This is a genomic window from Fibrobacterota bacterium (assembly GCA_019509785.1).
GTDB lineage: Bacteria > Fibrobacterota > Fibrobacteria > UBA11236 > UBA11236 > Chersky-265.
In genome coordinates, this window is the sequence record JAEKLQ010000047.1 from 25,892 (window position 1) to 47,536 (window position 21,645).

At 61.0% G+C, this 21,645-nt stretch carries 17 protein-coding genes and 1 pseudogene; 13 read left to right on the forward strand and 5 right to left on the reverse strand.

Going from position 1 to position 21,645, the window contains the following annotated elements:
* Positions 1-41 precede the first annotated feature (41 nt).
* A complete protein-coding gene (locus tag JF616_14195; protein MBW8888902.1) occupies positions 42-1,124 on the forward strand; it encodes a TIGR03118 family protein in 1,083 nt (360 codons plus the stop codon).
* A gap of 14 nt (positions 1,125-1,138) precedes the next feature.
* On the opposite strand, the gene JF616_14200 is transcribed toward JF616_14195, so the two are convergent.
* From JF616_14200 to JF616_14210, 3 genes are all read right to left on the reverse strand, one after another.
* Complete coding sequence (locus JF616_14200; GenBank protein ID MBW8888903.1) at positions 1,139-2,095, reverse strand: hypothetical protein; 957 nt, start codon at positions 2,093-2,095, stop codon at positions 1,139-1,141.
* A gap of 73 nt (positions 2,096-2,168) precedes the next feature.
* A complete protein-coding gene (locus tag JF616_14205; protein MBW8888904.1) occupies positions 2,169-2,738 on the reverse strand; it encodes a Type 1 glutamine amidotransferase-like domain-containing protein in 570 nt (189 codons plus the stop codon).
* 89 nt (positions 2,739-2,827) lie between these two features.
* Positions 2,828-3,955 carry a class I SAM-dependent methyltransferase gene (locus JF616_14210; protein ID MBW8888905.1) on the reverse strand — a complete coding sequence of 376 codons (1,128 nt, stop codon included), beginning with the start codon at positions 3,953-3,955 and terminating at the stop codon, positions 2,828-2,830.
* A 483-nt stretch (positions 3,956-4,438) separates the two neighbouring features.
* On the opposite strand from JF616_14210, the gene nifJ reads away from it, so the two are divergent.
* The 12 genes from nifJ to JF616_14270 all read left to right on the forward strand — a co-directional run bounded on the left by nifJ (position 4,439) and on the right by JF616_14270 (position 21,007).
* Positions 4,439-8,074 (forward strand): pyruvate:ferredoxin (flavodoxin) oxidoreductase, encoded by a 3,636-nt coding sequence (nifJ, locus tag JF616_14215; protein MBW8888906.1) that lies wholly within the window; start codon positions 4,439-4,441, stop codon positions 8,072-8,074.
* A gap of 514 nt (positions 8,075-8,588) precedes the next feature.
* The gene (locus JF616_14220) at positions 8,589-8,984 is read left to right on the forward strand and encodes an NADH-quinone oxidoreductase subunit A (GenBank protein ID MBW8888907.1); all 396 of its coding nucleotides are present in this window, start codon (positions 8,589-8,591) and stop codon (positions 8,982-8,984) included.
* The gene (gene nuoB, locus JF616_14225) at positions 8,975-10,336 is read left to right on the forward strand and encodes an NADH-quinone oxidoreductase subunit NuoB (GenBank protein MBW8888908.1); all 1,362 of its coding nucleotides are present in this window, start codon (positions 8,975-8,977) and stop codon (positions 10,334-10,336) included. Before JF616_14220 ends, nuoB begins: the two co-directional genes overlap by 10 nt.
* 80 nt (positions 10,337-10,416) lie before the next feature.
* A complete protein-coding gene (locus tag JF616_14230) occupies positions 10,417-11,484 on the forward strand; it encodes an NADH-quinone oxidoreductase subunit D (GenBank protein MBW8888909.1) in 1,068 nt (355 codons plus the stop codon).
* Positions 11,481-12,563, forward strand: a complete 1,083-nt coding sequence (gene nuoH / locus JF616_14235; protein MBW8888910.1) for an NADH-quinone oxidoreductase subunit NuoH — start codon at positions 11,481-11,483, stop codon at positions 12,561-12,563. Before JF616_14230 ends, nuoH begins: the two co-directional genes overlap by 4 nt.
* Positions 12,564-12,572: 9 nt before the next feature.
* Positions 12,573-13,055: a 4Fe-4S binding protein gene (locus tag JF616_14240; GenBank protein ID MBW8888911.1), complete on the forward strand. Its 483-nt coding sequence runs from the start codon at positions 12,573-12,575 to the stop codon at positions 13,053-13,055.
* A gap of 2 nt (positions 13,056-13,057) precedes the next feature.
* The gene (locus JF616_14245) at positions 13,058-13,594 is read left to right on the forward strand and encodes an NADH-quinone oxidoreductase subunit J (GenBank protein MBW8888912.1); all 537 of its coding nucleotides are present in this window, start codon (positions 13,058-13,060) and stop codon (positions 13,592-13,594) included.
* Positions 13,591-13,908, forward strand: coding sequence for an NADH-quinone oxidoreductase subunit NuoK (gene nuoK, locus JF616_14250; GenBank protein ID MBW8888913.1), 318 nt, complete (start codon positions 13,591-13,593; stop codon positions 13,906-13,908). Before JF616_14245 ends, nuoK begins: the two co-directional genes overlap by 4 nt.
* Positions 13,901-15,940: an NADH-quinone oxidoreductase subunit L gene (gene nuoL / locus JF616_14255; protein MBW8888914.1), complete on the forward strand. Its 2,040-nt coding sequence runs from the start codon at positions 13,901-13,903 to the stop codon at positions 15,938-15,940. The genes nuoK and nuoL overlap by 8 nt, the downstream gene beginning before the upstream one ends.
* Positions 15,940-17,490: an NADH-quinone oxidoreductase subunit M gene (locus JF616_14260; protein MBW8888915.1), complete on the forward strand. Its 1,551-nt coding sequence runs from the start codon at positions 15,940-15,942 to the stop codon at positions 17,488-17,490. The genes nuoL and JF616_14260 overlap by 1 nt, the downstream gene beginning before the upstream one ends.
* A gap of 7 nt (positions 17,491-17,497) precedes the next feature.
* Positions 17,498-18,946 (forward strand): NADH-quinone oxidoreductase subunit N, encoded by a 1,449-nt coding sequence (locus JF616_14265; protein ID MBW8888916.1) that lies wholly within the window; start codon positions 17,498-17,500, stop codon positions 18,944-18,946.
* Positions 18,947-19,171: 225 nt separating this feature from the next.
* Positions 19,172-21,007: a PQQ-dependent sugar dehydrogenase gene (locus JF616_14270; protein ID MBW8888917.1), complete on the forward strand. Its 1,836-nt coding sequence runs from the start codon at positions 19,172-19,174 to the stop codon at positions 21,005-21,007.
* A 77-nt stretch (positions 21,008-21,084) separates the two neighbouring features.
* On the opposite strand, the gene JF616_14275 is transcribed toward JF616_14270, so the two are convergent.
* Both JF616_14275 and JF616_14280 read right to left on the reverse strand, forming a co-directional pair.
* Positions 21,085-21,339: a BrnA antitoxin family protein gene (locus JF616_14275; protein MBW8888918.1), complete on the reverse strand. Its 255-nt coding sequence runs from the start codon at positions 21,337-21,339 to the stop codon at positions 21,085-21,087.
* Positions 21,336-21,635 (reverse strand): annotated as a pseudogene (locus tag JF616_14280) (BrnT family toxin). Before JF616_14280 ends, JF616_14275 begins: the two are co-directional and overlap by 4 nt.
* Positions 21,636-21,645 lie beyond the last annotated feature (10 nt).

A 21,645-nucleotide genomic window follows, 5' to 3' on the forward strand; every position in this document is an offset into this window, starting at 1 on the left:
AGGAGGATCAAAGGCCAATCCCTTCCGGCCAGGAGGAAAACATGTTTACGAAATCCGGCTCGGTTCCCGGGTGGATCCGGGATTTATCCGTATTTATCGTCTTCGTCATGAGCGGTTGTATGGTGACCGATTATCATAAAAATTCGTCCAGCGGTTTCCGACAGTCGAACCTGGTTTCCGACACCGCGGGAATTCCGGCCAAGTCCCAGGATGCGGACCTCGCCAATGCTTGGGGTATCGCGGTGGGCGCCGGCGGGACTTTCTGGATAGCCGATAATCACTCCGGAAAATCCACCCTATACGATCGCAATGGAAATACCCAAGGGACGCCGGTTTCCATACCGGGCGCCCATGATCCCGTTGGCGCGCCTACCGGCGTCGTTTACAATGCCACCCCGGATTTCCCGATGCCGGACGGAAGCGGCAAGGCGCTTTTTATCTTCGCCGGGGAAGACGGATCCTTATCGGCCTGGAATTCCGGGGCCTCCGCGAAAATCGTCGCGACCCCCTCCGATTCCGGGACCGTCTATAAGGGCCTGGCCATGGCCGCCTCCGCCGGGAAAAACTTCCTCTACGTCGCCAACTTCAAGGGCCGCGCCGTGGACGTCTTCGACGCGGCCTTCCATCGGGATACGACCATGTCCTTCCGGGATTCCACCCTTCCCGCCGACTACGGCCCGTTCAATATCGCCGTGATAGGCAACGATCTTTTCGTCTCCTACGCGAAACTGAATCCTCCCGACAACGAAGACGATCAAGCCGGCCCGGGCAACGGTTTCATCAACGAATTCAAGACCGACGGAACCCTCGTCAGGCGCTTCGTCTCGGGAGGGGGCCTGAACTCCCCATGGGGGATGGTTTCCGTTCCGGGTACCTTCGGCCCCTTCAAGGACGGCATTTTCGTGGGCAATTTCGGCGACGGATTCATCCACGTTTACGATACGCAGGGGAATTTGCTCGGCCAAGCGCAAGACTCGAGCGGCAATGCGATCTCGATCGAAGGATTATGGGGGCTATACTATTCATCGACCAGCGATTATGGCGGCGCCTCCAACCAGCTGTATTTCACGGCCGGCCCCGATGATGAAAACCATGGCGTCTTCGGGTATTTGGCGCCGCGATGAATGACCGGCGGGGGTTACGGTTGGCCCGATGCCAAAACCCCGCCCAGCCAACGGCTCAAAAGGATGGCTCCTTGATGGTTCAAATGGTATTGATCGTAGAACAGGCTCTCGGGAATCTGGGGCAGGGGATGGGTGAATAGATCCAGGAAAGTCGCCTTGGCATGCCGCTCCGTTTCCCGTTTCAAGCGGGCGCATAAGCGCGCTTCCATCACCATCGGCGTGGGGCCGCTGATGGCGGATATCCACGCCGTATCCAAGGGGGCGTTGAGGATGATGACGCGCTTGATCGGCGAACTATCGATCCAGTCCAGGGATTTCCGGAAGGCCTTCCAATTCCCGCCGTCCAATAAGTAGTCCCGTTCCAAGGACGGCATGCCCCACAGGTTTCCGTTTTTCCGGCCCTCGTACGGCTCGAAGCCGGCGCTCTCCGCAAGGCGGCGGGGAAGAAAGGTAAATCGTTTGCAACCACTATCCTTGGTGAACCATTTCGTTCTTGCCGCTTTCGCGAGGGCGGGAAGCATTTGCCGGATCCAGAAGAGCGGGTATGCCTTTGGCCGATGCAGCAGGGTCCGCAGATGATCCCCGAGGCTCCAATTCAAGAGAGTCACGATGGGAATGCCCTTGAAGGCCAGGTCATTGAACGCGTCCAGGCTGATGCTGATCACCAAGGTGGGATGGCCGGCCAAGGCTTCGGGGTGCTTGCGGAGCGCATTAACCAGTGAAGTGGGATCCCCGGACAAAAGCAGCCATTGCCCGAGATTGACGCACTTGCCATGCGTGGAGTCCTCGAGTATCGAGGGAATCAATTGATACAGCGCCCGGGAATCGCCGCCCACCAGCACATCCGCCTTCCCGTCCGGGTCCAGGAGGCAAAGGCTTTGTTCAACCGGAGACGAGCCGATGGCCGGTTCCTTGCCGAACAAGAAAGGCAGGGAAACCACCAGGATGAGAACTGCCAGCGTAGGAAGCACCAGGAAGGGCAGGACTACGCGGGTAAGGATTTTTTTGCGGACAAAGATGGCGATGGGGTGCTCCCGCTTGGAATCAGGACAGGGTTTCTTCCCGATTCCCGGATCGGATCCAGGCTTCGCCGTCCCGCAGGGTCTTGTAGCCCATGCCGTGGTCTTCGAAATAGCGCACCACTTCGTCGATGCCCGGCGAGGCCGGATGCGGGGATTTGTAGTGCGGGGCTACGCTGAAGGGGATGACTCCCAAACCTTCCCACGGCGTGGCGGGATCGATACCCGGGGGGACGGCCGCCGGGTCGTTGACCAATTCGATGCCGCGCAGGGTCGGAGCCAAAACCGCGATGCCGCCGCTATACCCGCCATAGACCAGGCTATCCGCCGCCAGGGCGTCGAGAAGGGCGGGGGCGAATCCGCTTTGGCGCATCTCTCGTAATAGGACGAAGGAGTTCCCGCCCCGGGACCAGACCAGGGAAACGGTCGCGAGCAAGGCGCGAAGGTTGGCCTCATCGCCTCCGGCTTGGCAATGCCGGCGTAGGTCCAGCTCCTCGGTCTCAAAACCCAGGCCTTCCAAGGCGGATATTTCCCTTTCGAGCCGGAACTTCCGGTCCGCCTCGGGCAGCAGATCGCAGGCGTTCGCGATGACCAACGCCCTTCCCTTCCCCGGACCCGCCGGAGAAACCAGTTCCACCAATTTAAGTGGTTGGTTTCCCAGGCGGTAGGAAGAGAGGTAAAGCCTCAAGGGAGTTCCAGCACCCACCTGTAGGCTTGCATGATATCGCGCCGGAACACGTCGGCGGTGCCCCACAGGTAAACGTGGAACTTCCTGAAGGTGGATTCCCCGCACACCCGGACTATCTCTTCGCGGTTGCGCTCCAGGTTCTGGGCCCAATGCTTGGCCGTGAGGAAATAGCTGTGCCGATCGTCCCATACCCCCAAGAGCCGGAAAGGCGTCTTCGCGAGGTGCTTCATGTAATCATGCAGGCACAAGGGCGAACAGTTGCCGGGATAGATGTGCTTGGTGATGAAGCTATGGAACTTGTACTTCTCGCGGCAGGCGCTGGCGTCCAGGTAGATCTTGCCGCCCGGTTTCAGCAGGCGTTGGTAGGTGGCCAGGGAACGGGCATAATCCGGCAGATGCTCCGTTACCCCAAGGTTCACGATGGCATCGAACTTGAATCCCGGTTCGTATTCGTACAGGTGGCAGTTGACCACCTCGGTGGGCAGTTTTTCCGCCTTGATCATCTTCTGCAGGAATTGCTCGCTCTCCCGCGAAATGGTGAGCGAGGTGACGCGGATGCCCTTCTTGCCGGCATGCTCGTTGAATGCGCCCCAGCCGCCTCCGATGTCCAGCACCCGGTCGCCGGCCTTGGCGCCAACGGCGTCGATGGCGAATTCGATCTTCCGGGTCATGGCGTCTTCCAGGCTTTCGTCGTCGCGGAGGAAAACCCCCTGGGAGTAGCAGCGGTGCCGGCCATCCAGCAAGCCCAGGTAAAGCTCCGGCGAATTGTCGTAATGCGTGGAGATGCCGGAACGGTCCATCTTCGTCTGGCCGAACAAGAGCGGCTTGGCCAGGTTCCACAAGTAGTAGAGGGGATGGTTATCCGTGGTCATATCGCGCATGGAATGCAGCGCATCCATGTCGCCGGTTATATCCATATGCCCGAGGATATAGGACTCGACGAAGGCGAGGCCATCGAGGGATGCGAATGCGGATACCCCGGTTTTATCCTGGATGGTTATCGTGAAGGCGGGTTCGCCCTGGCCGAACCGGAAGGGCTTTTCGTCGCGCCACCGGACATCGACCGGAACGCCGCGGCCGCTCGCATAGTAGCGGGCGCACACCTTCCGTAAGAGGTTGATCAACCTCGTGAAACTGGGATCAACCGGGATTTTATCCCTGCTTTTCCCCGTTGCGGTTAAGACTCCTTTGGTCTGAGATTGGGTCTCGGCTACTTCCATTTGAAATTCCGTTCAGATTGGTTTTTCCGAAAAGTCGTTAAGACCTTCAGGCGTTTCGGGCCTAACGGGTAAAATGAACAAAATCTCGCCCAAATAGAAGAGATAAACAGTTTAAATGACGAAATCTGACAGCAATCTGGGGTATTTGGGGGGCAATCGGGGCATTGGAGTCCGATTGCATAGGGCTTGAAATAAGCCGAGGGGGATGAAATAGGCCCCGGGCACATCTTTTGCGCTTGACCCGGTATTGACACGCCCGAGCCAGGATTGCAACGGGTGCAGCCTTCATTCCCTGAAGATTGGGATGCGAGACGAAAAGGATGGCATGCGCGGCAAGACAGATTGGCACACACCGGAGGGGAAACCTTCCCGCTTGAAAGGATAACCATGTCCCGTCCCTTGTCGATCATGGATGGAAACGAGGCGGCCGCCCACGTTGCGTACCGCACGAGCGAGGTCATTGCCATTTATCCGATCACCCCGTCCACGACCATGGGCGAATTGGCGGATGCCTGGGCCGCCGCGGGTATCAAGAACATGTGGGGTACGGTCCCGACCATCCAGGAGATGCAATCGGAAGGCGGCGCGGCGGGCGCCATCCACGGCGCGTTGCAGACCGGCGCGCTCTCGACCACCTTCACGGCGAGCCAGGGCCTGCTGCTGATGATCCCCAACATGTATAAGATCGCGGGGGAGCTTACCAGCACGGTGTTCCACGTGACGGCCAGGGCCATCGCCACCCACGGCTTGTCCATCTTCGGGGACCATAGCGACGTGATGGCGGCCCGTTCCACCGGATGGGCCATTCTTTTTTCGGGTTCGGTGCAAGAGGCCATGGACATGGCGCTCATCAGCCAGGCGGCCACCTTAAAGGGCCGGGTTCCCTTCATCCATGCCTTCGACGGTTTCCGTACTTCCCACGAGCTCAACAAGGTCGAGGTGCTGGGGGACGATATCATAGCGGCCATGATTGATCCCGACCACGTGCGGGCCCATCGCCTGCGGGGCCTAACACCGGATCGTCCCTTCATCCGCGGGACGGCCCAGAATCCGGACGTGTTCTTCCAATCCCGCGAGACCGTGAATCCCTATTACATGCGCCTGCCCTTCGTGGTGCAAGAAGCCATGGACAAGTTCTACTCCCTGACGGGACGGCGATACCATCTCTTCGACTACCTGGGCGCGCCGGATGCCGAACGGGTGGTGGTCCTCATGGGTTCGGCCGCGGAGACGATGGAGGAGACCTGCCGGGAGCTGAATGCCCGGGGCGAAAAGGTCGGCGTGATCAAGGTCCGCCTGTTCCGGCCCTTCTCGGCGGAAAGGCTGCTCACGGCCATGCCTTCCTCGGTGAAGGCCATCGCGGTGTTGGATCGCTGCAAGGATCCCGGGGCGCTGGGCGAACCTCTCTACCAGGACGTCGCCACCTCACTGGCGTCCTGTTGGTCCCGGGGCCTCGCTCCCTTCGCCGCTTTCCCGAAGCTGGTCGGCGGACGCTACGGACTGGGCTCGAAGGAGTTCACGCCAGGCATGGCCAAAGCCGTATTCGATGAGCTGAAAAAGCCTATCCCTAAGAACGCCTTCACCGTGGGCATCCACGATAACGTGGGGCACACCAGCTTGGATTGGGATAACGACTTCGATTTGGAGCGTAAGGATACCGTGCGGGCCACCTTCTGGGGGCTGGGCGCGGACGGAACGGTAGGCGCGAACAAGAATTCGGCGAAAATCATCGGGGAAGAAACCGACGGCTACGCCCAAGGCTATTTCGTGTACGACTCCAAGAAATCGGGCAGCCTCACCATCTCCCATCTGCGTTTCGGCCCCACTCCCATCCACAGCCCTTATCTCATCACCCGCGCCACTTTCACCGCCTGCCACCAATTCTCCTTCCTGGGGACCTTTCCCGTGCTGGATGCGCTGGAAGCCGGTGGAACCTTCCTGCTCAACAGCCCATTCGGGCCGGACCAGGTATGGGCGCATCTCCCGGTGGAGGTGCGTTCGCAAATACGCGAGAAGCGGCCGGAGTTCTACGTGGTGGACGCCTTCGCCCTCTCATCGTCCCTGGGATTGGGCCGCCGCATCAACACCATCATGCAAGCCTGCTTCTTCGCCTTGAGCGGGGTTTTGCCCCGGGACGAGGCCATGGCGAAAATCAAGGACGCCATCCGCAAGACCTACGGCAAGCGGGGCGAAGCCGTGGTCAACAATAACCTGGAGGCGGTGGACCGGGCCTTGGATGGCCTCCATAAAGTCAGCATCCCGGCGGAAGACCCGGATTTCCATGACGCCTCTAAACCGCGCAAGGGAGGAGCCGGAGCGGCGGAGGATGCCTTCGTCCGCCGGGTCACCATGGAATTGATCAAAGGCAAAGGCGAGGAATTGCCCGTGAGCGCCTTCCCGCCCGACGGAACCTATCCGACCGCCACCTCCCGGCTCGAAAAGCGCGACATCGCCCTCGAAGTGCCCGTCTGGTCGCCGGCCTCGTGCATCCAGTGCGGCAAATGCGTCATGGTCTGCCCGCATGCGGCCATCCGTTCCAAGGTGTTCGCCCCGGATGCCGCCTCGGACGCGCCGGACGGATTCCAAACCCAAAAGGCCAAGTTCGCGGGCGTGAAGGACAAGAGCTATACGCTCCAGGTTTCCACCCGGGATTGCACGGGCTGCACCCTCTGCGTGGAAATCTGTCCCGCGCCGGATAAGGAGAACCCCGGCAAGAAGGCGCTCAATATGGTCGCGAAGGGGGAGAGCGATCCCCGCCAGGATTCCTGGTGGGATGCATTCTTGCGCCTGCCGGACGTGACCCAACTTAATCCAGAGTACAAATTCAATTCCGTTAAGGAAGTCCAGCTCCTGCGTCCCCTGTTCGAGTTTTCCGGAGCTTGCTCGGGCTGCGGCGAGACTCCGTATTTGAAGCTCTTGAGCCAGCTTTATGGCGACCGCCTGCTGATCGCCAATGCCACGGGGTGCTCCAGCATTTTCGGGGGAAACCTGCCCACCACGCCTTGGGCCAAGGATATCCACGGACGCGGACCCGCCTGGAGCAATTCCCTGTTCGAGGACAACGCCGAATTCGGATTGGGGATGCGCCTAAGCCTGGATAAGCGGGTCGAATTCGCGCGCCAATTGGTCGCGGAACAACGGGACGCGATCGGCGCGGATTTGGCCGACGAAATTTTGCATGCCGACACGACCTCCCCCGAGGATATCGAACGGCAGCGCCAGCGAGTGACCCGTCTCCGGGCCGTGCTGGCGGACCGAGTCGAACCGGGCGCGCGGGATCTGGCCGCTTTGGCGGACGCCCTGGTGGCCAAATCGGTTTGGATCGTGGGCGGCGACGGCTGGGCCTATGACATCGGCTATGGCGGCCTCGATCACGTGATCGCTTCCGGCCACAAGGTCCGCATCCTGGTCCTCGACACCGAGGTGTATTCGAATACCGGAGGACAGGCGTCCAAGTCCACGCCCCGGGCCGCGGTGGCGCGCTTCGCGGCGGGAGGCAAGCGGTCTGGCAAGAAGGACCTGGGCCTAATGGCCATGAATTATGGTAACGTGTACGTGGCCTCGGTGGCGATGGGCGCCAACGACATGCAGACCCTGAAGGCTTTCCGGGAGGCGGAGGCGCACGACGGTCCTTCCATCATAATCGCCTACGCCCATTGCATCGCCCATGGGATGGAGATGGGCGACGGCCTGCGCCACCAGAAGAACGCGGTGGAGTCCGGGCATTGGTTGCTTTACAGGTTCAATCCAGCCTTGGCCGCCGAAGGCAAATCCCCCCTGCAACTGGACTGCAAGGAGCCCAAAATGCCCTTGAAGGACTTCATGTACTCCGAGGATCGCTACAAGGTACTGGCGAAGTCCGATCCCGCCACGGCGTCCTCGCTGCTGGAGCAGGCCGAGGCGGATGTCCATCATCGCTGGGCCATGTACAAGATGCTGGCGGGGGCTTCTCCCGAGGCGAAATCTAGCGAGGCTCCCGCGGCACAGGCGGGCGGGGTCGATCCCGCGGCTAAGGGTCCATAACGGAGTGGGGTCGGGGAACGAGGGCAACGCTCCGGCCTGATCCGGGAAACCGGTTCAATCGATGCAAAATCCCCCGCGTGCCCGCGGGGGGGCGTCGTTTATCCGCCGGAGTTCGGATTCTCTTCGGACGGCGCGGCATACTGAAGCCAACAGACCGAGCAGAGAAGTTCCGGGGGATATTCGCTTTGGAACAATACTTTCACGCGATTGGCGCATTCCCGGCATTCCAGGCTCGAGATCACCGCTTTGCGGACCGGGCACTTTATGGTTTGACTTGTTAATCCCATGGCTTGCCTCCTTTTTTGTATGCTACCCTGATCGAAAGTAGGCTAGGAAACGGCCGGAAGCGTAGCGGGGACGCGAAAAAGATTCTGCCACGCTGTCCCCCCTGCCTGACACATTGACGGATTCCGCCGGGAGGCGCCGGGCCAGGGAGTAGTGGCGGCCGGGTTGCGGGCGGGAAGGCGTCGGAAACTTCGGTGGTATAACAATTGCTTTTTCTAATTCTTTGAGCATGTCGGGATATATCCTCATCGGTATCTTCGCCTTGACCGGAGCGCTTTTCGCCGGCGGCGCGATGATCGTCTCGCGACTGTTGGCCCCCCGCTTCCCATCGGCCCGGCATAAACTCGAAGCTTACGAGTCAGGCGAAGCCCCCATCGGTTCCGCGCGCATCCAATTCAAGGTCGGATACTACCTCTTCGCCCTGGTTTTCCTGGTCTTCGACGTGGAAGCCGTGTTCCTCTTTCCCGTGGTGACCACGCTGCGCGGGGCCCAGGCGGGGGCCCAAACCGGGGCCCATGCGGGAATGTCCGCGGCCTTTATCCTCGGCGAAGTGGTTTTGTTTATTGTTATCCTCGGGTTCGCATTGTTCTATGCCCTGAGGAAGAAGGCTTTGACATGGGAATGACGCCGGAAGCGCAATCCGAAGGCGTGATGCTCAACGCCGTGGACTACGTAGTGGGCTGGGCGCGCGCCAATTCGCTTTGGCCGTTGGTCTTCGGCACTTCTTGTTGCGCCATCGAGATGATGGCTACAGGCGCTTCCCATAACGATTGGGCCCGCTTCGGCCTGGAAGTGGCCCGCGCGACCCCGCGCCAAGCCGACCTCATCGTATTGGCGGGGACCATCGTTGAGAAGATGGGTACGCGCCTGGTCACCCTTTACGAGCAGATGCCGGGACCCAAATTCGTGATCGCCATGGGGGCCTGCACCATATCGGGCGGTCCCTTCTATTACGACAGCTACTCCGTCGTTAAGGGCGCGGATAGGGTGATACCCGTGGACGTGTATATTCCCGGCTGCCCTCCCCGTCCCGAAGCCCTGCTCTTCGGCATCATGAAGCTTCAGGAATTGATAAAGGCCGGCGGCCGCAAAGCGGGCGCGGTTCCCAATCCCGTCAACAAGGCCACCTTCGTGGACATGTGGTCGGAAACCGCGAAGGCCTGGGAAGAAAAGGAAAAGGCCAAGCAGGAAGCCATGAAGGAAGCGCAAGAGCGCTTCAAGAAGGAGAATCCCGATTATAAGGGCGTCGTCATTAAGCGGGTGGCGGCCCCCAAGTTCGACGAAGTGGCCCGTGCGGCCCGCCCCGAGAGGGGCCTGCCCGCGACGGAGATCTGGTCACTTATCGAGTCCCGCTTTCCGGGCGCCAGCGTGTTCGGATTGCCGGCTCCAGTGGTTCCGAAACCCGCACCGGCGGCGCCGGTCGCTCCGCAGCCCGCCTCGCCCACGCCTGACCCGGCCAAAGCCGATGCCCCTGCAGGGGTCTCCGCTTCCGCCGAGACTCCCGCTCCTGCGCCCGCTGCGGCTCCGGCCCCCGCTCCGGTCCTCACCATCCCTGAACGCCTGGCCGCGCAAGGTCCCGAATGGGTGCTCGACGTAGCCGTGAAGCGCGAGGATTATCTGCCCCTGATCCGCTTCCTGAAAGAAGAGGACAGGCTGGGCCTGGACTTCCTCATCGAACTGACCGCGGTGGACTGGAAGGACCGCTTCGATGTCGTAGCGCATTTACTATCGATGGGTAAAGGCCACAAGGTTTTCGTGCGCTGCGCCTTGCCGCATGACGAACATCCTGAAATCGATTCCCTGACGGGCCTTTTCGCCGGCGCCGATTGGCACGAGCGGGAGGCCTACGATTTCTTCGGCATCCGCTTCGCGGGCCATCCCGACCTGCGCCGGCTTTTCCTGGAAGACGATTTCCCCGGGCACCCATTGCGTAAGGACTTCGAGGATCCCACCCGCGTGGTGAAGAGGGCCTATTGAGCGCGGCGAGCCCACACCTGCCCCCGGGATTCGCCTTGCGGGAAACGCTTTCCGACGGGAGCCAGGAGTACTTCCTCAACATGGGCCCGCAGCACCCGTCCACCCACGGGGTGCTCAAACTGGTGGTGCGCCTCGATGGCGAGACCGTCATCCAGGTGGTGCCGCATCTGGGCTTCATCCATCGGGCCATCGAGAAGATGGGGGAGAACGAGACCTTCGTCCAGTACATCCATCTCACCGATCGGATGGATTATCTCTCCAGCCATATGAATAACCTGTGCGTCTGCCTGGCCATCGAGAAGGCCATGGGCATCGGCGTGCCGGAACGCGGGGAATACATCCGCGTGATGGTTTCCGAGCTGCAACGCATCCAGAGCCATCTTTTATGGTGGGGATGTTTCGGTATGGATCTGGGGGCGGTGACCGCCTTCCTGTACGGCTTCAAGGAGCGGGAAAAGATCACCGCCCTATTCGAGGAGCTGTGCGGGGCCCGGCTCACCATGAACTTCTTCCGGCCCGGGGGATCGAGTGCGGACGTGCCGCCCGGCTTCATCCCGCGCGTGCGCGAAATCATCGAGGACATGAAGTTCAACCTGCATGAGTTCGACACCTTGCTCTCCAAGAATCCCATCATCCGGGAACGCAGCTACAAGGTCGGCTGCCTGTCCCGCGAGAAGGCGATCAGCTACGGCTGCACCGGGCCGGTGGGGCGGGCGTCCGGGATGGACTTCGACGTGCGCAAGCATCAGCCTTATTCCATCTACGACCGGTTCCAGTTCGATGTGCCCGTGGGCCGGAACGGCGACTGCTATGATCGCTATATGGTGCGTATGGAGGAGATGCGGCAATCCATCCGCATCCTGGAACAGGCGGCGGATAGCTTCCCGGAAGGGCAATACCGCTCTAAGGAGAAGCCGGCCTATAAGGTTCCGGCGGGATCGTATTTCGCGTCGGTAGAGACGGCGCGAGGGATGAATTGCACCTATATGGTTTCCGACAATAGCTTCAAGCCCTACCGCATCAAGACCCGCTCCCCGAACTTTTCCAACCTTTCGGCCCTGAACGAGATGGCGGCCGGAGGCAAGATCGCCGACCTGGTGACCATCCTCTCCACCTTGGACATCATCGTCCCGGATATCGATCGATGAAGGCCTATCCCGTCAACCATCCCGTCGGCGATTTCGTGCGCGAGCTTTTGCCGCCGCTCCCGGCGGCCATCGTGAACGGGGCCATCGCCGTGGCCGCGGTCGCCGCCCTGGTGGTGGTCACGGCCATTTTCCTGGTCTGGCTCGAGCGCAAGATGTGCGCGCATTTCCAGGCCCGCCTCGGCCCCATGCGGGTCGGCTGGCACGGCGCTCTGCAACCTATCGCCGACTCCATCAAGCTACTACTCAAGGAAAACCTCCGGCCAAAGGCCGTGGACGTGCTGGCTTATTACCTGGCGCCGCTATTGCCCATCACCGGATCCTTCCTGGTGCTGGCGGTCATTCCCTTCGATGCGAACCTGCAAGCGGCGGATCCGGAAGCCGGCGTAGTGTACCTGGCCGCGGTTTCCGGCCTCGGGATCCTGGGCATCCTGATCGGCGGTTGGGGATCGAACAACAAGTATTCCTTGCTGGGGGCCATGCGCGCGGGCGCCCAGCTTTTCTCCTACGAGCTCTCCATGGTGCTGTGCATGCTACTGGTGGTCATGGCCAGCGGGACAGCCTCTTTGCGGGGGATCGTGATGTCCCAGCAGGGAACGGTGCTGGATTGGTGGATCGTGAAGCTGCCGGGCTCGGGCCTGTTGGCTTTCCTGCTTTTCCTGGTGTCTTCGACGGCCGAACTGAATCGGGGCCCGCTGGATTTGTCGGAAGCGGAATCGGAGCTGACGGGGGGATTCCACACGGAGTATGCCGGAATGGGATTCTCCATGTTCTTCCTGGCCGAGTTCGTGAACATGTTCGCGGCCGCCGGGCTGGGCGCCACTTTCTTCCTGGGCGGATTCCTGGCGCCCCATATCGGGCTGGGTCCGGTGGATACCGTTCTCGATTTCGTGCCGGGCTGGATGTGGTTCGGTCTCAAGGCTTATTTCCTCATCTTCCTGTACATGTGGTTCCGCTGGACCTTCCCGCGGCTGCGCATCGATCATCTGCTCGCGTTGGAATGGAAGATCCTTTTGCCCGCCTCCCTGGCCAACCTGTTGTTGGGCGCCGGCCTCATCACCTTTAACCTCATGTTGCCCTGAATCGCCATCATGAACACTGAACCCATCAACCCTAACGAGACCCCTCAGCCTGAGGAATTCGGCATCGGGCGGTTGCTGCGCGATGCGGCTTCCCTGATCAAGGGCATGGCCGTAACACTCGGTTACTTGCTGCGGCCATCAAGGATCGTAACGCGGCCCTACCCGGAAAACCGTGACACCCTGAAATTCCCGCAGGCGTTCCGCGGCGAAGTGGTGATGCCCCATGATGAACAGGGCGAACATAATTGCACGGCCTGCACCTTGTGCGAGAAGGCTTGCCCCAACGGCAGCATTTCCATCCTCACGACCAAGAACATCGCCGGCAAACGGGTGCTGGGCGAATTCGTCTACCGCCTTTCCTCCTGTACGCTTTGCAACCTGTGCATCGAAGCCTGCCCGTTCGACGCCATCCGCATGGGGCATGGTTTCGAGTTATCCGGTTACACGCGGGACGAACTCGATCGGATCCTCAATAAAAGGGAGGGCCGCTAGGCATGCGCGACCTCTTCGGTTTCGCCGTCTGTTCGGCGCTCTTGGGACTGGCCGTGCTTACCGTGGCAGCCCGCAACCTGTTCCGCGCGGCCCTGGCCCTGCTCGGCGTCCTGTTCGCCACCGCCATCCTATTCCTTTTGCTCCAGGCCGAACTAGTGGCCCTGGTGCAAGTGATGGTCTACATCGGCGGCATCATGATCTTCGTGCTCTATGCGGTGCTTCTGACTTCGGAGCTGGGCGGCCATATGCCGGCTCCCGCTTGGCGCGCGTCCGGATCCGCGGCGGCGGTCTCCCTGGCATCCCTGATCGCCTTGGCGGGATTTTTCCGATCGGCGGGAACGGGCTCCGAAGGCGCCGTCGGGAATATCGCTTCCGTCAAATCCCTGGGATTGAGGTTGCTCGATGCCGGGCCCGGAGGGTTCCTGGTTCCTTTCGAACTCGTTTCCGTCCTGCTGCTGGCCGCAATGGTCGGGGCCATCGCCATCGCGCGGCCGAGCGGCGCGGCGGAAGGTAAGGCCGAACCCCAGGCGGGCCCATGAACCTCACCGTTTGCCTGGGAGTCACCGCCCTGCTTTTCGCCATGGGCGCCTACGGGCTCTTGACGCGGCGGAACATGATCGCCGCCCTCATGTCGCTGGAACTCATGGTCAACGCCGCCCTCATCAACTTCGTGGCCTTCGCCCGTTTCGGCGGCGGACCGGGCGCGCGCGATGCCGAGGCGGGACCAATTTTCGTGCTCTTCGCGGTGGCGGTTACGGCGGCGGAAATGGCCCTGGGGCTCGCCATCGTCATCGCCTTGCACCGCGCGCGCCGCGATCTCGATCCCACGGATTTGGACGGATTACATGGATAGCGAGGGCCCTTCCAACCCAATCCTCGGCGGAGCACTGGTACTTGCCGCCTATGGCGTTCTCCTGCTGCCGCTCCTTTCCTTCCTGATCAACGGACTTTGGCTCGGGCGCAAAAGCGCCAAGGCATCCGGTTGGTCGGCCGCCGTCCTCATGGGCGGAACCTTGGCCTTAGCCATCGTCCTGGCCTTGGGCTATCATGCCCAAGTCCTCGGCCGCCCGGAATTCCCCGGCCAAACCGCTTTGGCTTTCGATCACCTCTGGCTTCCCTTCGGCCCCGGCGCGACGCAAGCGGCCAGGTTCGGCTTCCTGTTGGATCCCATTTCGGTGATGATGGTACTGGTCGTCGCCTGCATCTCCTTCCTGGTGCACGTCTACTCCATCGGCTACATGCAGGGCGATGAAGGGGCGGGACGCTTTTTCCCCACGCTCTCCTTTTTCACCTTCGCCATGCTGGGCTTGGTGGCCTCCAGTAATCTGCTGGAAACCTTCTTCTTCTGGGAACTGGTCGGCGTTTCTTCTTACCTACTAATCGGGTTCTGGTACCGGAAGCCCGCGGCGGTGGCCGCCAGCAAGAAGGCCTTCATCATGACCCGCTTCGCGGACGCCTTCTTCCTGATGGGCGCGTTGTTGGTGGGATTACGGGCCAACGGCTTCGACTTCCTGGTGCTGAACAGCCCCGCCGCGGCCGCGGCGCTGAACCAGAAGGTAGCCCTCGGCTTCTGCTCCGTGAACCTGCTGGCCCTGGGGACCTTCCTCATCTTCATGGGCGCTTGGGGTAAATCGGCCATGTTCCCCCTGCATGGGTGGCTTCCCGATGCCATGGAAGGCCCCACGCCGGTTTCCTCCCTGATCCATTCCGCCACCATGGTGGTGGCCGGCGTCTATCTGACCGCCCGCCTCTTCCCGCTGTTCTCGGCGTCCGGGTCCACCTTGACCGTGGTGGAAATCACCGGCGGCTTTACGGCGCTCTTCGCCGCCGTCATCGCCTGCACCCAGATGGATCTGAAACGCATCCTGGCTTTTTCCACTCTCTCCCAATTGGGCCTGATGATGGCTTCGTTGGGGGCCGGCGCGCCCGCCCATGCGGACGCCGGACAGGCCCTGCCTTACGTGCTGGCCTACTCGGCCTCCATGTTCCACGTCTTCACCCATGCCTTCTTCAAGTGCCTGCTATTCCTCTCGGCGGGCGTGGTCATCCACGCCATCCATAGCAACGATATACGGGACGCGGGCGGTCTACGCAAGGCCTTGCCCCTGACCTATGCCGCCACCTTGATCGCGGTGCTGGCCATCGCCGGCCTCCCGCCCTTTTCGGGGTTTTTCTCCAAGGACGAAATCCTCTTGGCGGCCTTCCGGAACGGGCATTACATCGGCTTCGCCGCCACCTTGATCACCGGCGGTCTCACCGCCTTCTACATGACCCGCTATTTCTTGTTGGCCTTCCACGGGCCCGCCGCGAGCCGTGCGGATCAATCCCATGGCCCTGCCGCTCCCCCCCATGAAGCATGGTTAATGGTGCTTCCCATTCTCATCCTGGCCCTACCCAGCGCCGTGATCGGATGGCTGACGAAGGATTTCTTCGTGGCCCACGTAGTGCCCGGCGCCTTCTCCGACGCGATGGGAGCTGGTGAAACGACGGCTCCCGAGGGCGACCTCGCCTGGCTTCCTTGGATAGCTTCGGCCATGGCGGCGTCCGGGGTCCTCCTGGGCTGGTTGTTTTATGGCCGCAAGGATCGGAAGGTCGGCTATCCTGAAGGTACGGCGCCTGCCTGGTATCGCCTGATTCAGAACAAGTTCTACATCGATGATCTCTACCTGTTCCTGGCGCGCAAGGCGGTCAATCGCGGAGTGGCGGCGCCGGCAAACTGGACCGAGCGCAAGATCATCAACGGCTCATTCGATGCCGGCATCGGCATGATCCGCCGTCTCGCGGCGGGCCAGAGCCGGTTCCAGAACGGGCAGGTGCAACGCTATATCGCGGTGGCGCTCCTGGGCCTCATCCTCCTTTGCCTTCTTGGAAGGACGCTTTTCTAATGGACGCCTCGGGTTCCTCGGGCAGCCTGCTCCTCAGCCTCACCTGGCTTGCGCCTTTGGCGTCGGCCTTCATCCTGATGGCCATTCCCGCGGACAGGCTCGCCGTCGTCCGCCGCTTCACCCTGGCCGTGAACGCCGCGGTGCTGGCCCTGATCGTTTATCTCGGCACTATCTTCGCCCTGCATCCGCCAATCGCCCCGTCCGGGTCCAGCGTCACCGCCCTGGCCTTCGCCGCCAAGCTTCCCTGGTTCCCCTCCCTGAACATCCATTACCAGGTGGGAGTGGATGCCATATCGATGTCCCTGATGTTCCTGGCCGCCGTGATCGTATTCACGGGAGCGCTGGCGAGCTGGAACATCGAGGCCGATCAGCACGGCCCGCATGGATCGGGAGGTAAGGCCAAGGAATTCTTCATCCTGCTGCAATTGCTCGCGGCGGGCGTATTCGGAAGCTTCATCTCCTTCGATCTCTTCACCTTCTTCGTCTTCAACGAGCTCACGCTTATCCCCACTTATCTCCTCATCGGCCTGTTCGGGAGCGGCCGCAAGTCCTACGCGGCCATGAAGCTCAACCTTATGCTCATGGGCGGATCGGCCCTGATCCTGGTGGGCATCTTCGGGCTTTTCTTCCAGAGCGGCATCCGCAGTTTCGACATCCTGGAACTGGCCCAGGTGCATTTCGGCGCGGGCTTCCAGCGCTGGGCCTTCCCGTCCCTGTTCCTGGGCTTCGGCATCCTGGGGAACATGTTCCCCTTCCACATCTGGTCTCCCGACGGCCATGCTTCGGCGCCCACCGCCATCTCCATGCTGTTGGCGGGCGTGCACATGAAACTGGGAAGTTACGGTTGCCTCCGCATCGCCATGTACCTGCTGCCCGAGGGCGCGCGGGAATGGATGGACGTCTTCCTGGTCCTGGCCGCGGCCGGGACGGTGTGGGGCGCATTCGTCGCGACCAAGCAGAAGGATCTCAAGTACCTGAACGCGTATGCTTCCGTCTCGCACTGCGGGCTGGTCTTCCTGGGATTGGCGGTGTTCACCGCCATCGGCCTGCGCGGCGCGGTGCTGCAAATGCTGGCCCACGGCTTCATCACGGCGGCGATGTTCTGCCTCATCGGGATGATCTATTCCCGCACGCATACCCGTCAGATCCCGGATATGGGCGGGCTGATGGCGAAGATGCCCTTCCTGGGCGTGGGTTTCGTCCTGGCCGGATTCGCCGCCCTGGGGCTTCCCGGCATGGCGGGCTTCATGGCGGAGCTGAACATTTTCCTGGGCGGCTTCAGCTCGGATAGGACCCTGGCGCGCCTATGCACGGCGGCTGCGCTCACTTCCATCATAGTGGCGGCCGTGTACGTGCTGCGCGCCACCAATTCCATCCTGAACGGCCCGGAGCGGAGCGGAAACGCCACCTTAACCGACGCTACTTGGGTGGAAAAGGCGCCGGTGGCGCTCCTTTTGGCGTGCATTTTGGCCCTTGGCCTCTTTCCCGGACCTTTGGTTTCCCTCGTGGACGGGGCCCTGCAACCCATCCTCAACAACCTGAATCGGTGAAGCTCGCATGATTATCCTGCCCTTCCTGCCGGAAATCGCCCTCTTGGGTTTGTCGATCCTCATCCTGGGAATGGAGATGGGCCGGGATGGCGTGGCGGTCCGCCGGGGAGGCAGGGGCGTATTCCATGCGGCCTGGGCGGGATTGTCCGCGATCCTGATCCTCGAGGCGCTGGCTTCCTGGACCGATCTAACCACTTCCATTGGTAGTTATCGAACCAGCCGGGATATCGGCCTTTGGAAGCAGATTTTCCTGCTTGCCACCTTCGCCACCGTGCTCCTGTCCCCGGCCTACTTCCGGGCCGGAGGCAATGCCCGCGGCGTCCTCACGCGGCCCGGAACCTTCTACGCCTTACTACTGCTATGCACCCTGGGCATGTTCGCCCTCATCTCTGCCCGGGATCTGCTCACCTTCTATCTCGGCATCGAGCTCGCCACCTTGCCGCTTTATGCGCTGGCCGCCTTCCAACCCAAGGACGGCGATTCCGTGGAAGCGGGATCCAAGTATATGCTCATGGGCGGTTTCTCTTCGGCCTTGTCCTTGTTCGGCATCTCCTTCCTGTATGGCTCGGCGGGAAGCCTGGGATTCGACGCCCTGAACCTGGCGGCCCAGGGAAACTCGGGTACGGGCCTGCTCCAGATCGGGGTCTACCTGCTGCTGGGAGGATTGGGCTTCAAGTTGGCCATGGCGCCCCTGCATATGTGGGCGCCGGACGTCTACCAAGGTTCCCCGACGCCCGTGATGGCATTCCTGTCCGTCGCGTCCAAGGCCGCGGCGGTGGCGGCTACCGCCCTTTTATTCCTCGGGCCTTTGGAGCCCTTGCGGCCTTCCTTGATTGGCATCCTTTCGGTGGCGGCCGTCCTCACCATGGCGGTGGGGAACCTGGGTGCGATGCGTCAATCCAACCTGCGCCGCTTCGTCGCCTATTCCTCCATCGCCCAGGTAGGCTATTTCCTGGTGGGTTTCACCGGGGAATCCGGGGCCGCACGGGTCGCCTTGCAATACAACCTGCTGGCCTATGGCGTAACCAGCTTCGCGTTGTACTTCATCATCAGCATCATCGGCAAGGAGGGCCCGGAAACCTTGGCCGGACTGCGAGGGCTCTCCCGGCGGAGTCCGGCATTGGCCGCCTTGTTGGCCCTTACCATGTTTTCCTTGGCGGGCCTGCCCCCCTTGGCGGGTTTCCTGGGAAAGTTCCTCCTCTTCTCGGCCGCGGCGGGGGAGGGGCACTACGTGCTCGTGGCCTTCGCGCTAGGGAATGCGGTCGTGTCCTTTTACTACTACATGCTGCTGGTTAAGGAAGCCTATCTGGCGCCAGCGGATGAAGGGCGGTCGGCCATCGCCTTGTCCCTGGCGCATAAGATCGGGTTGGCGATCTTGGCTCTGCTTTTGATCGTGCTGGGCGCGTGTCCCGGGGTGCTGGGATATTTGCAAGCGGTCGCGCCCTCGGCCGGGTAACGAGGCGCCGGTTGCCGACCAAGCCCATTCCCTAATGCCGCATAGCATCCCATGGCCTATTTTTACAATTCTCAAATCCTCCCATCCAACAACGGCCGGGTTATTGGTCATTTGAGGCAGGTATCGGTTCGCCAATCGGATCTTGCTCCGAATTGAGCTAAATTTTCCCGGGGTCTATTTCCTCTTTCGGTGCTATTTCTAAGGATGAAGCGGAAGGTAAACGTCATGAAACATATTAAGCTGTCATTTTTCCCGATCCTCTTGCTACCGGCCTTGGCCCTGAACCAGGCTTTCGGATGGACCTACACCTCGCCTACCAAGACCGGGACTTGTTCCAATCTCGATGAGACCGGAAGCGCGACGGATTTCACTACGACATCCATCGTAAGCAAGACCCTTTTCCCGACCCCCGGGGTTTCGGACCCGGTGAAGATGACCTTCATCATGCCCAGCGATACGAGCACGCATGCGGACATAATCATGATCGAGCGCTTCGGGGCCGTGAAATACTACAACGCCGCGGCTAAAACCTTGACCTTGATCGGAACGGTTCCGGAAGTGAGCCATGCCACCGAGGACGGCCTCGTAGGCGTTGCCGTAGAACGGCCGTTCAAGGACCGGGTTTACGTCGTATACAGCCATCAAGTAACCGCCAACGCCGCCAACAGCATCATCAGCGGAACGTATCGCCTTTCCCGGTTCTCCATGAATCCAACCACCCATATGATGGATATGAGTTCGGAGAAGATCATCCTCGACGTGCCGAGCGCCCGTAACCGCTGGCATACCTCTGGCGCGATCGAGTTCGACAACGACGGCAACCTTTACTGGGCGGTGGGCGACAATGAAACCGCCTTCACCGGTCCGGCCAACACCCATGACCTGCGCGGTAGCATGGTCCGCATCCATCCCAATGATAACGGGGTCGGCTATACCATCCCCCCGGGCAACTTCGCCGAGGTCTGGAGCAATAAGTTCACCGCGCAAGGGCGCACGGCCCTGGCCGCCAAATACAAGGATACCACCAAGGTCCGTCCCGAGATTTATATCAAAGGCACTCGCAACAACTACACCTTTTCGGTGGATCCGTACCGCAAACAAGTCGCCTATGGCCAATGCGGCCCGGATTACGGGGGCAACTCCGAGTTCCACCACAACACCCTGACGTCCATTTTCGGCGGCTGGCCCTTCTGGTCCGGTTCCACCAACGTATTGGCTTCCCAAGCCGGCTCCGGCCAATACGACAAGAACGGGGCGTCCGAACCCACCGACAAAACGTGGTCCACCTACATCCCCGCCAACAAGGACAATCCGGTCAATACCTGGACCGCCACCATGGCCGGCGCACCCGGTCCCGGCGTGGATACCTTGCCTCCCTTCACTGCCCCGAAATATCCGTATGCGCATTCCTGCGCCATGGGCAGCGTGATCATCCATTACGATGGTCGCGTCGCCAATCCCGGAAAGCTTCCCCCGCAAATGGATAACGTGTGGCTGATGGGCGATTACGATACCCGCAAGCTCCGCCCCGCCAAGGTTGATAGCGAAGGGAATATCGTCGGAACGGTCGCGGTCAGCCCCGGCATTTTCACTACCGGCTCGGGAACCGCCAACGGGATCAGCGCCCTGGTGGATTTGCAGCAAGGCCCGGACGGGGCCTTGTACGTCGTGAATATCAATTGCCCCGGCGGCACCAGCTCGGGGGATGCGCATTACAGCGATGCCTGCTCGGGCATCGTGCGCATCGAGTATAAGGGCGCGGCCTGCGCCGACACCGCCCTCCATCCCGCCGGAAAGCTCGTGACCGGCATCGGGACCTCGGGACGGATCGAACGCGGCCCCGTGGATTGGGTTGCGGTGGGTCCCCAGATGTTTTCCGTTCTTGCCGATGGGGCGCATTCCATCCGCATCCTGGACGTCCAGGGCCGGGTGAAGGCCTCCATGCAGGGCTCGGGCCGCATGGAGTACCCCTATCCTAAAGCGCTGGTTCCCAACTCCATCTATTTCCTGGAAGTCAAATCCGTACGCGGAATCAACGTGCGCGGATTCTACTACCGCTGAATTAAATCACCATACTCCGGCGACCAAGCGCCGGAGTATGGTTGCGCAGTGCGGTACCGACAAATAAAAGCACGATACTACTTCCGGAGTGCGCTTTGCACGGCCGAGCGGATCTCCTTCTTCAAGATCTTCAAATCGATTCCACCGCCCGGATGTTGCATCGCATCCCGAAGGGCATTATTAATTAGAGTCTGATAGGGAATATGCTTCCGACTGGATAAAGTCTGGAAGTATTCCAAAATATCGGCATCGAGGCGCAACGTCTTCTGCACCTTGTTCTCGCGGAAGAACTTTCCCCGTTCCCCGGCACTGAAATCGTACTCCTTCTTCATCGTTCTCCTCCTGGCACTTTCACATACTGCTTGCGTTCCTTCATAGTGGCTTTGCGCGCCGAAATGAGGCGGACTACTTCTTCTTCCTCTTTACCCCGATTGGTATGTACCACCACCAATACAAGCTGGCTTCCCGCTTGTCCAACGGTTACCCATCGTTCTTCCTCTTCCGAATGCTCCTCATCCGGAATGGACAGCGCCAGAGGGTCGCCGAAAACCAATCTGGCAAGTTCGAAGGAGATGCCGTGCTATTTGCGGTTGCTTTCGGCCTTCTTAGGATCCCATTCGAAGCGCATGTAGGCAGTA

Excerpts from the sequence above, each read along its gene's own strand:
- JF616_14270 (MBW8888917.1), top strand. The coding sequence starts at position 19,172 with ATGAAACATATTAAGCTGTCATTTTTCCCGATCCTCTTGCTACCGGCC.
- nuoB (MBW8888908.1), top strand. The coding sequence starts at position 8,975 with ATGGGAATGACGCCGGAAGCGCAATCCGAAGGCGTGATGCTCAACGCC.
- JF616_14265 (MBW8888916.1), top strand. The coding sequence starts at position 17,498 with ATGATTATCCTGCCCTTCCTGCCGGAAATCGCCCTCTTGGGTTTGTCG.
- JF616_14260 (MBW8888915.1), top strand. The coding sequence starts at position 15,940 with ATGGACGCCTCGGGTTCCTCGGGCAGCCTGCTCCTCAGCCTCACCTGG.
- JF616_14275 (MBW8888918.1), bottom strand. The coding sequence starts at position 21,339 with ATGAAGAAGGAGTACGATTTCAGTGCCGGGGAACGGGGAAAGTTCTTC.
- JF616_14230 (MBW8888909.1), top strand. The coding sequence starts at position 10,417 with ATGGGCCCGCAGCACCCGTCCACCCACGGGGTGCTCAAACTGGTGGTG.
- nuoL (MBW8888914.1), top strand. The coding sequence starts at position 13,901 with ATGGATAGCGAGGGCCCTTCCAACCCAATCCTCGGCGGAGCACTGGTA.
- JF616_14195 (MBW8888902.1), top strand. The coding sequence starts at position 42 with ATGTTTACGAAATCCGGCTCGGTTCCCGGGTGGATCCGGGATTTATCC.
- nifJ (MBW8888906.1), top strand. The coding sequence starts at position 4,439 with ATGTCCCGTCCCTTGTCGATCATGGATGGAAACGAGGCGGCCGCCCAC.
- JF616_14245 (MBW8888912.1), top strand. The coding sequence starts at position 13,058 with ATGCGCGACCTCTTCGGTTTCGCCGTCTGTTCGGCGCTCTTGGGACTG.
- JF616_14220 (MBW8888907.1), top strand. The coding sequence starts at position 8,589 with ATGTCGGGATATATCCTCATCGGTATCTTCGCCTTGACCGGAGCGCTT.
- nuoK (MBW8888913.1), top strand. The coding sequence starts at position 13,591 with ATGAACCTCACCGTTTGCCTGGGAGTCACCGCCCTGCTTTTCGCCATG.
- nuoH (MBW8888910.1), top strand. The coding sequence starts at position 11,481 with ATGAAGGCCTATCCCGTCAACCATCCCGTCGGCGATTTCGTGCGCGAG.
- JF616_14240 (MBW8888911.1), top strand. The coding sequence starts at position 12,573 with ATGAACACTGAACCCATCAACCCTAACGAGACCCCTCAGCCTGAGGAA.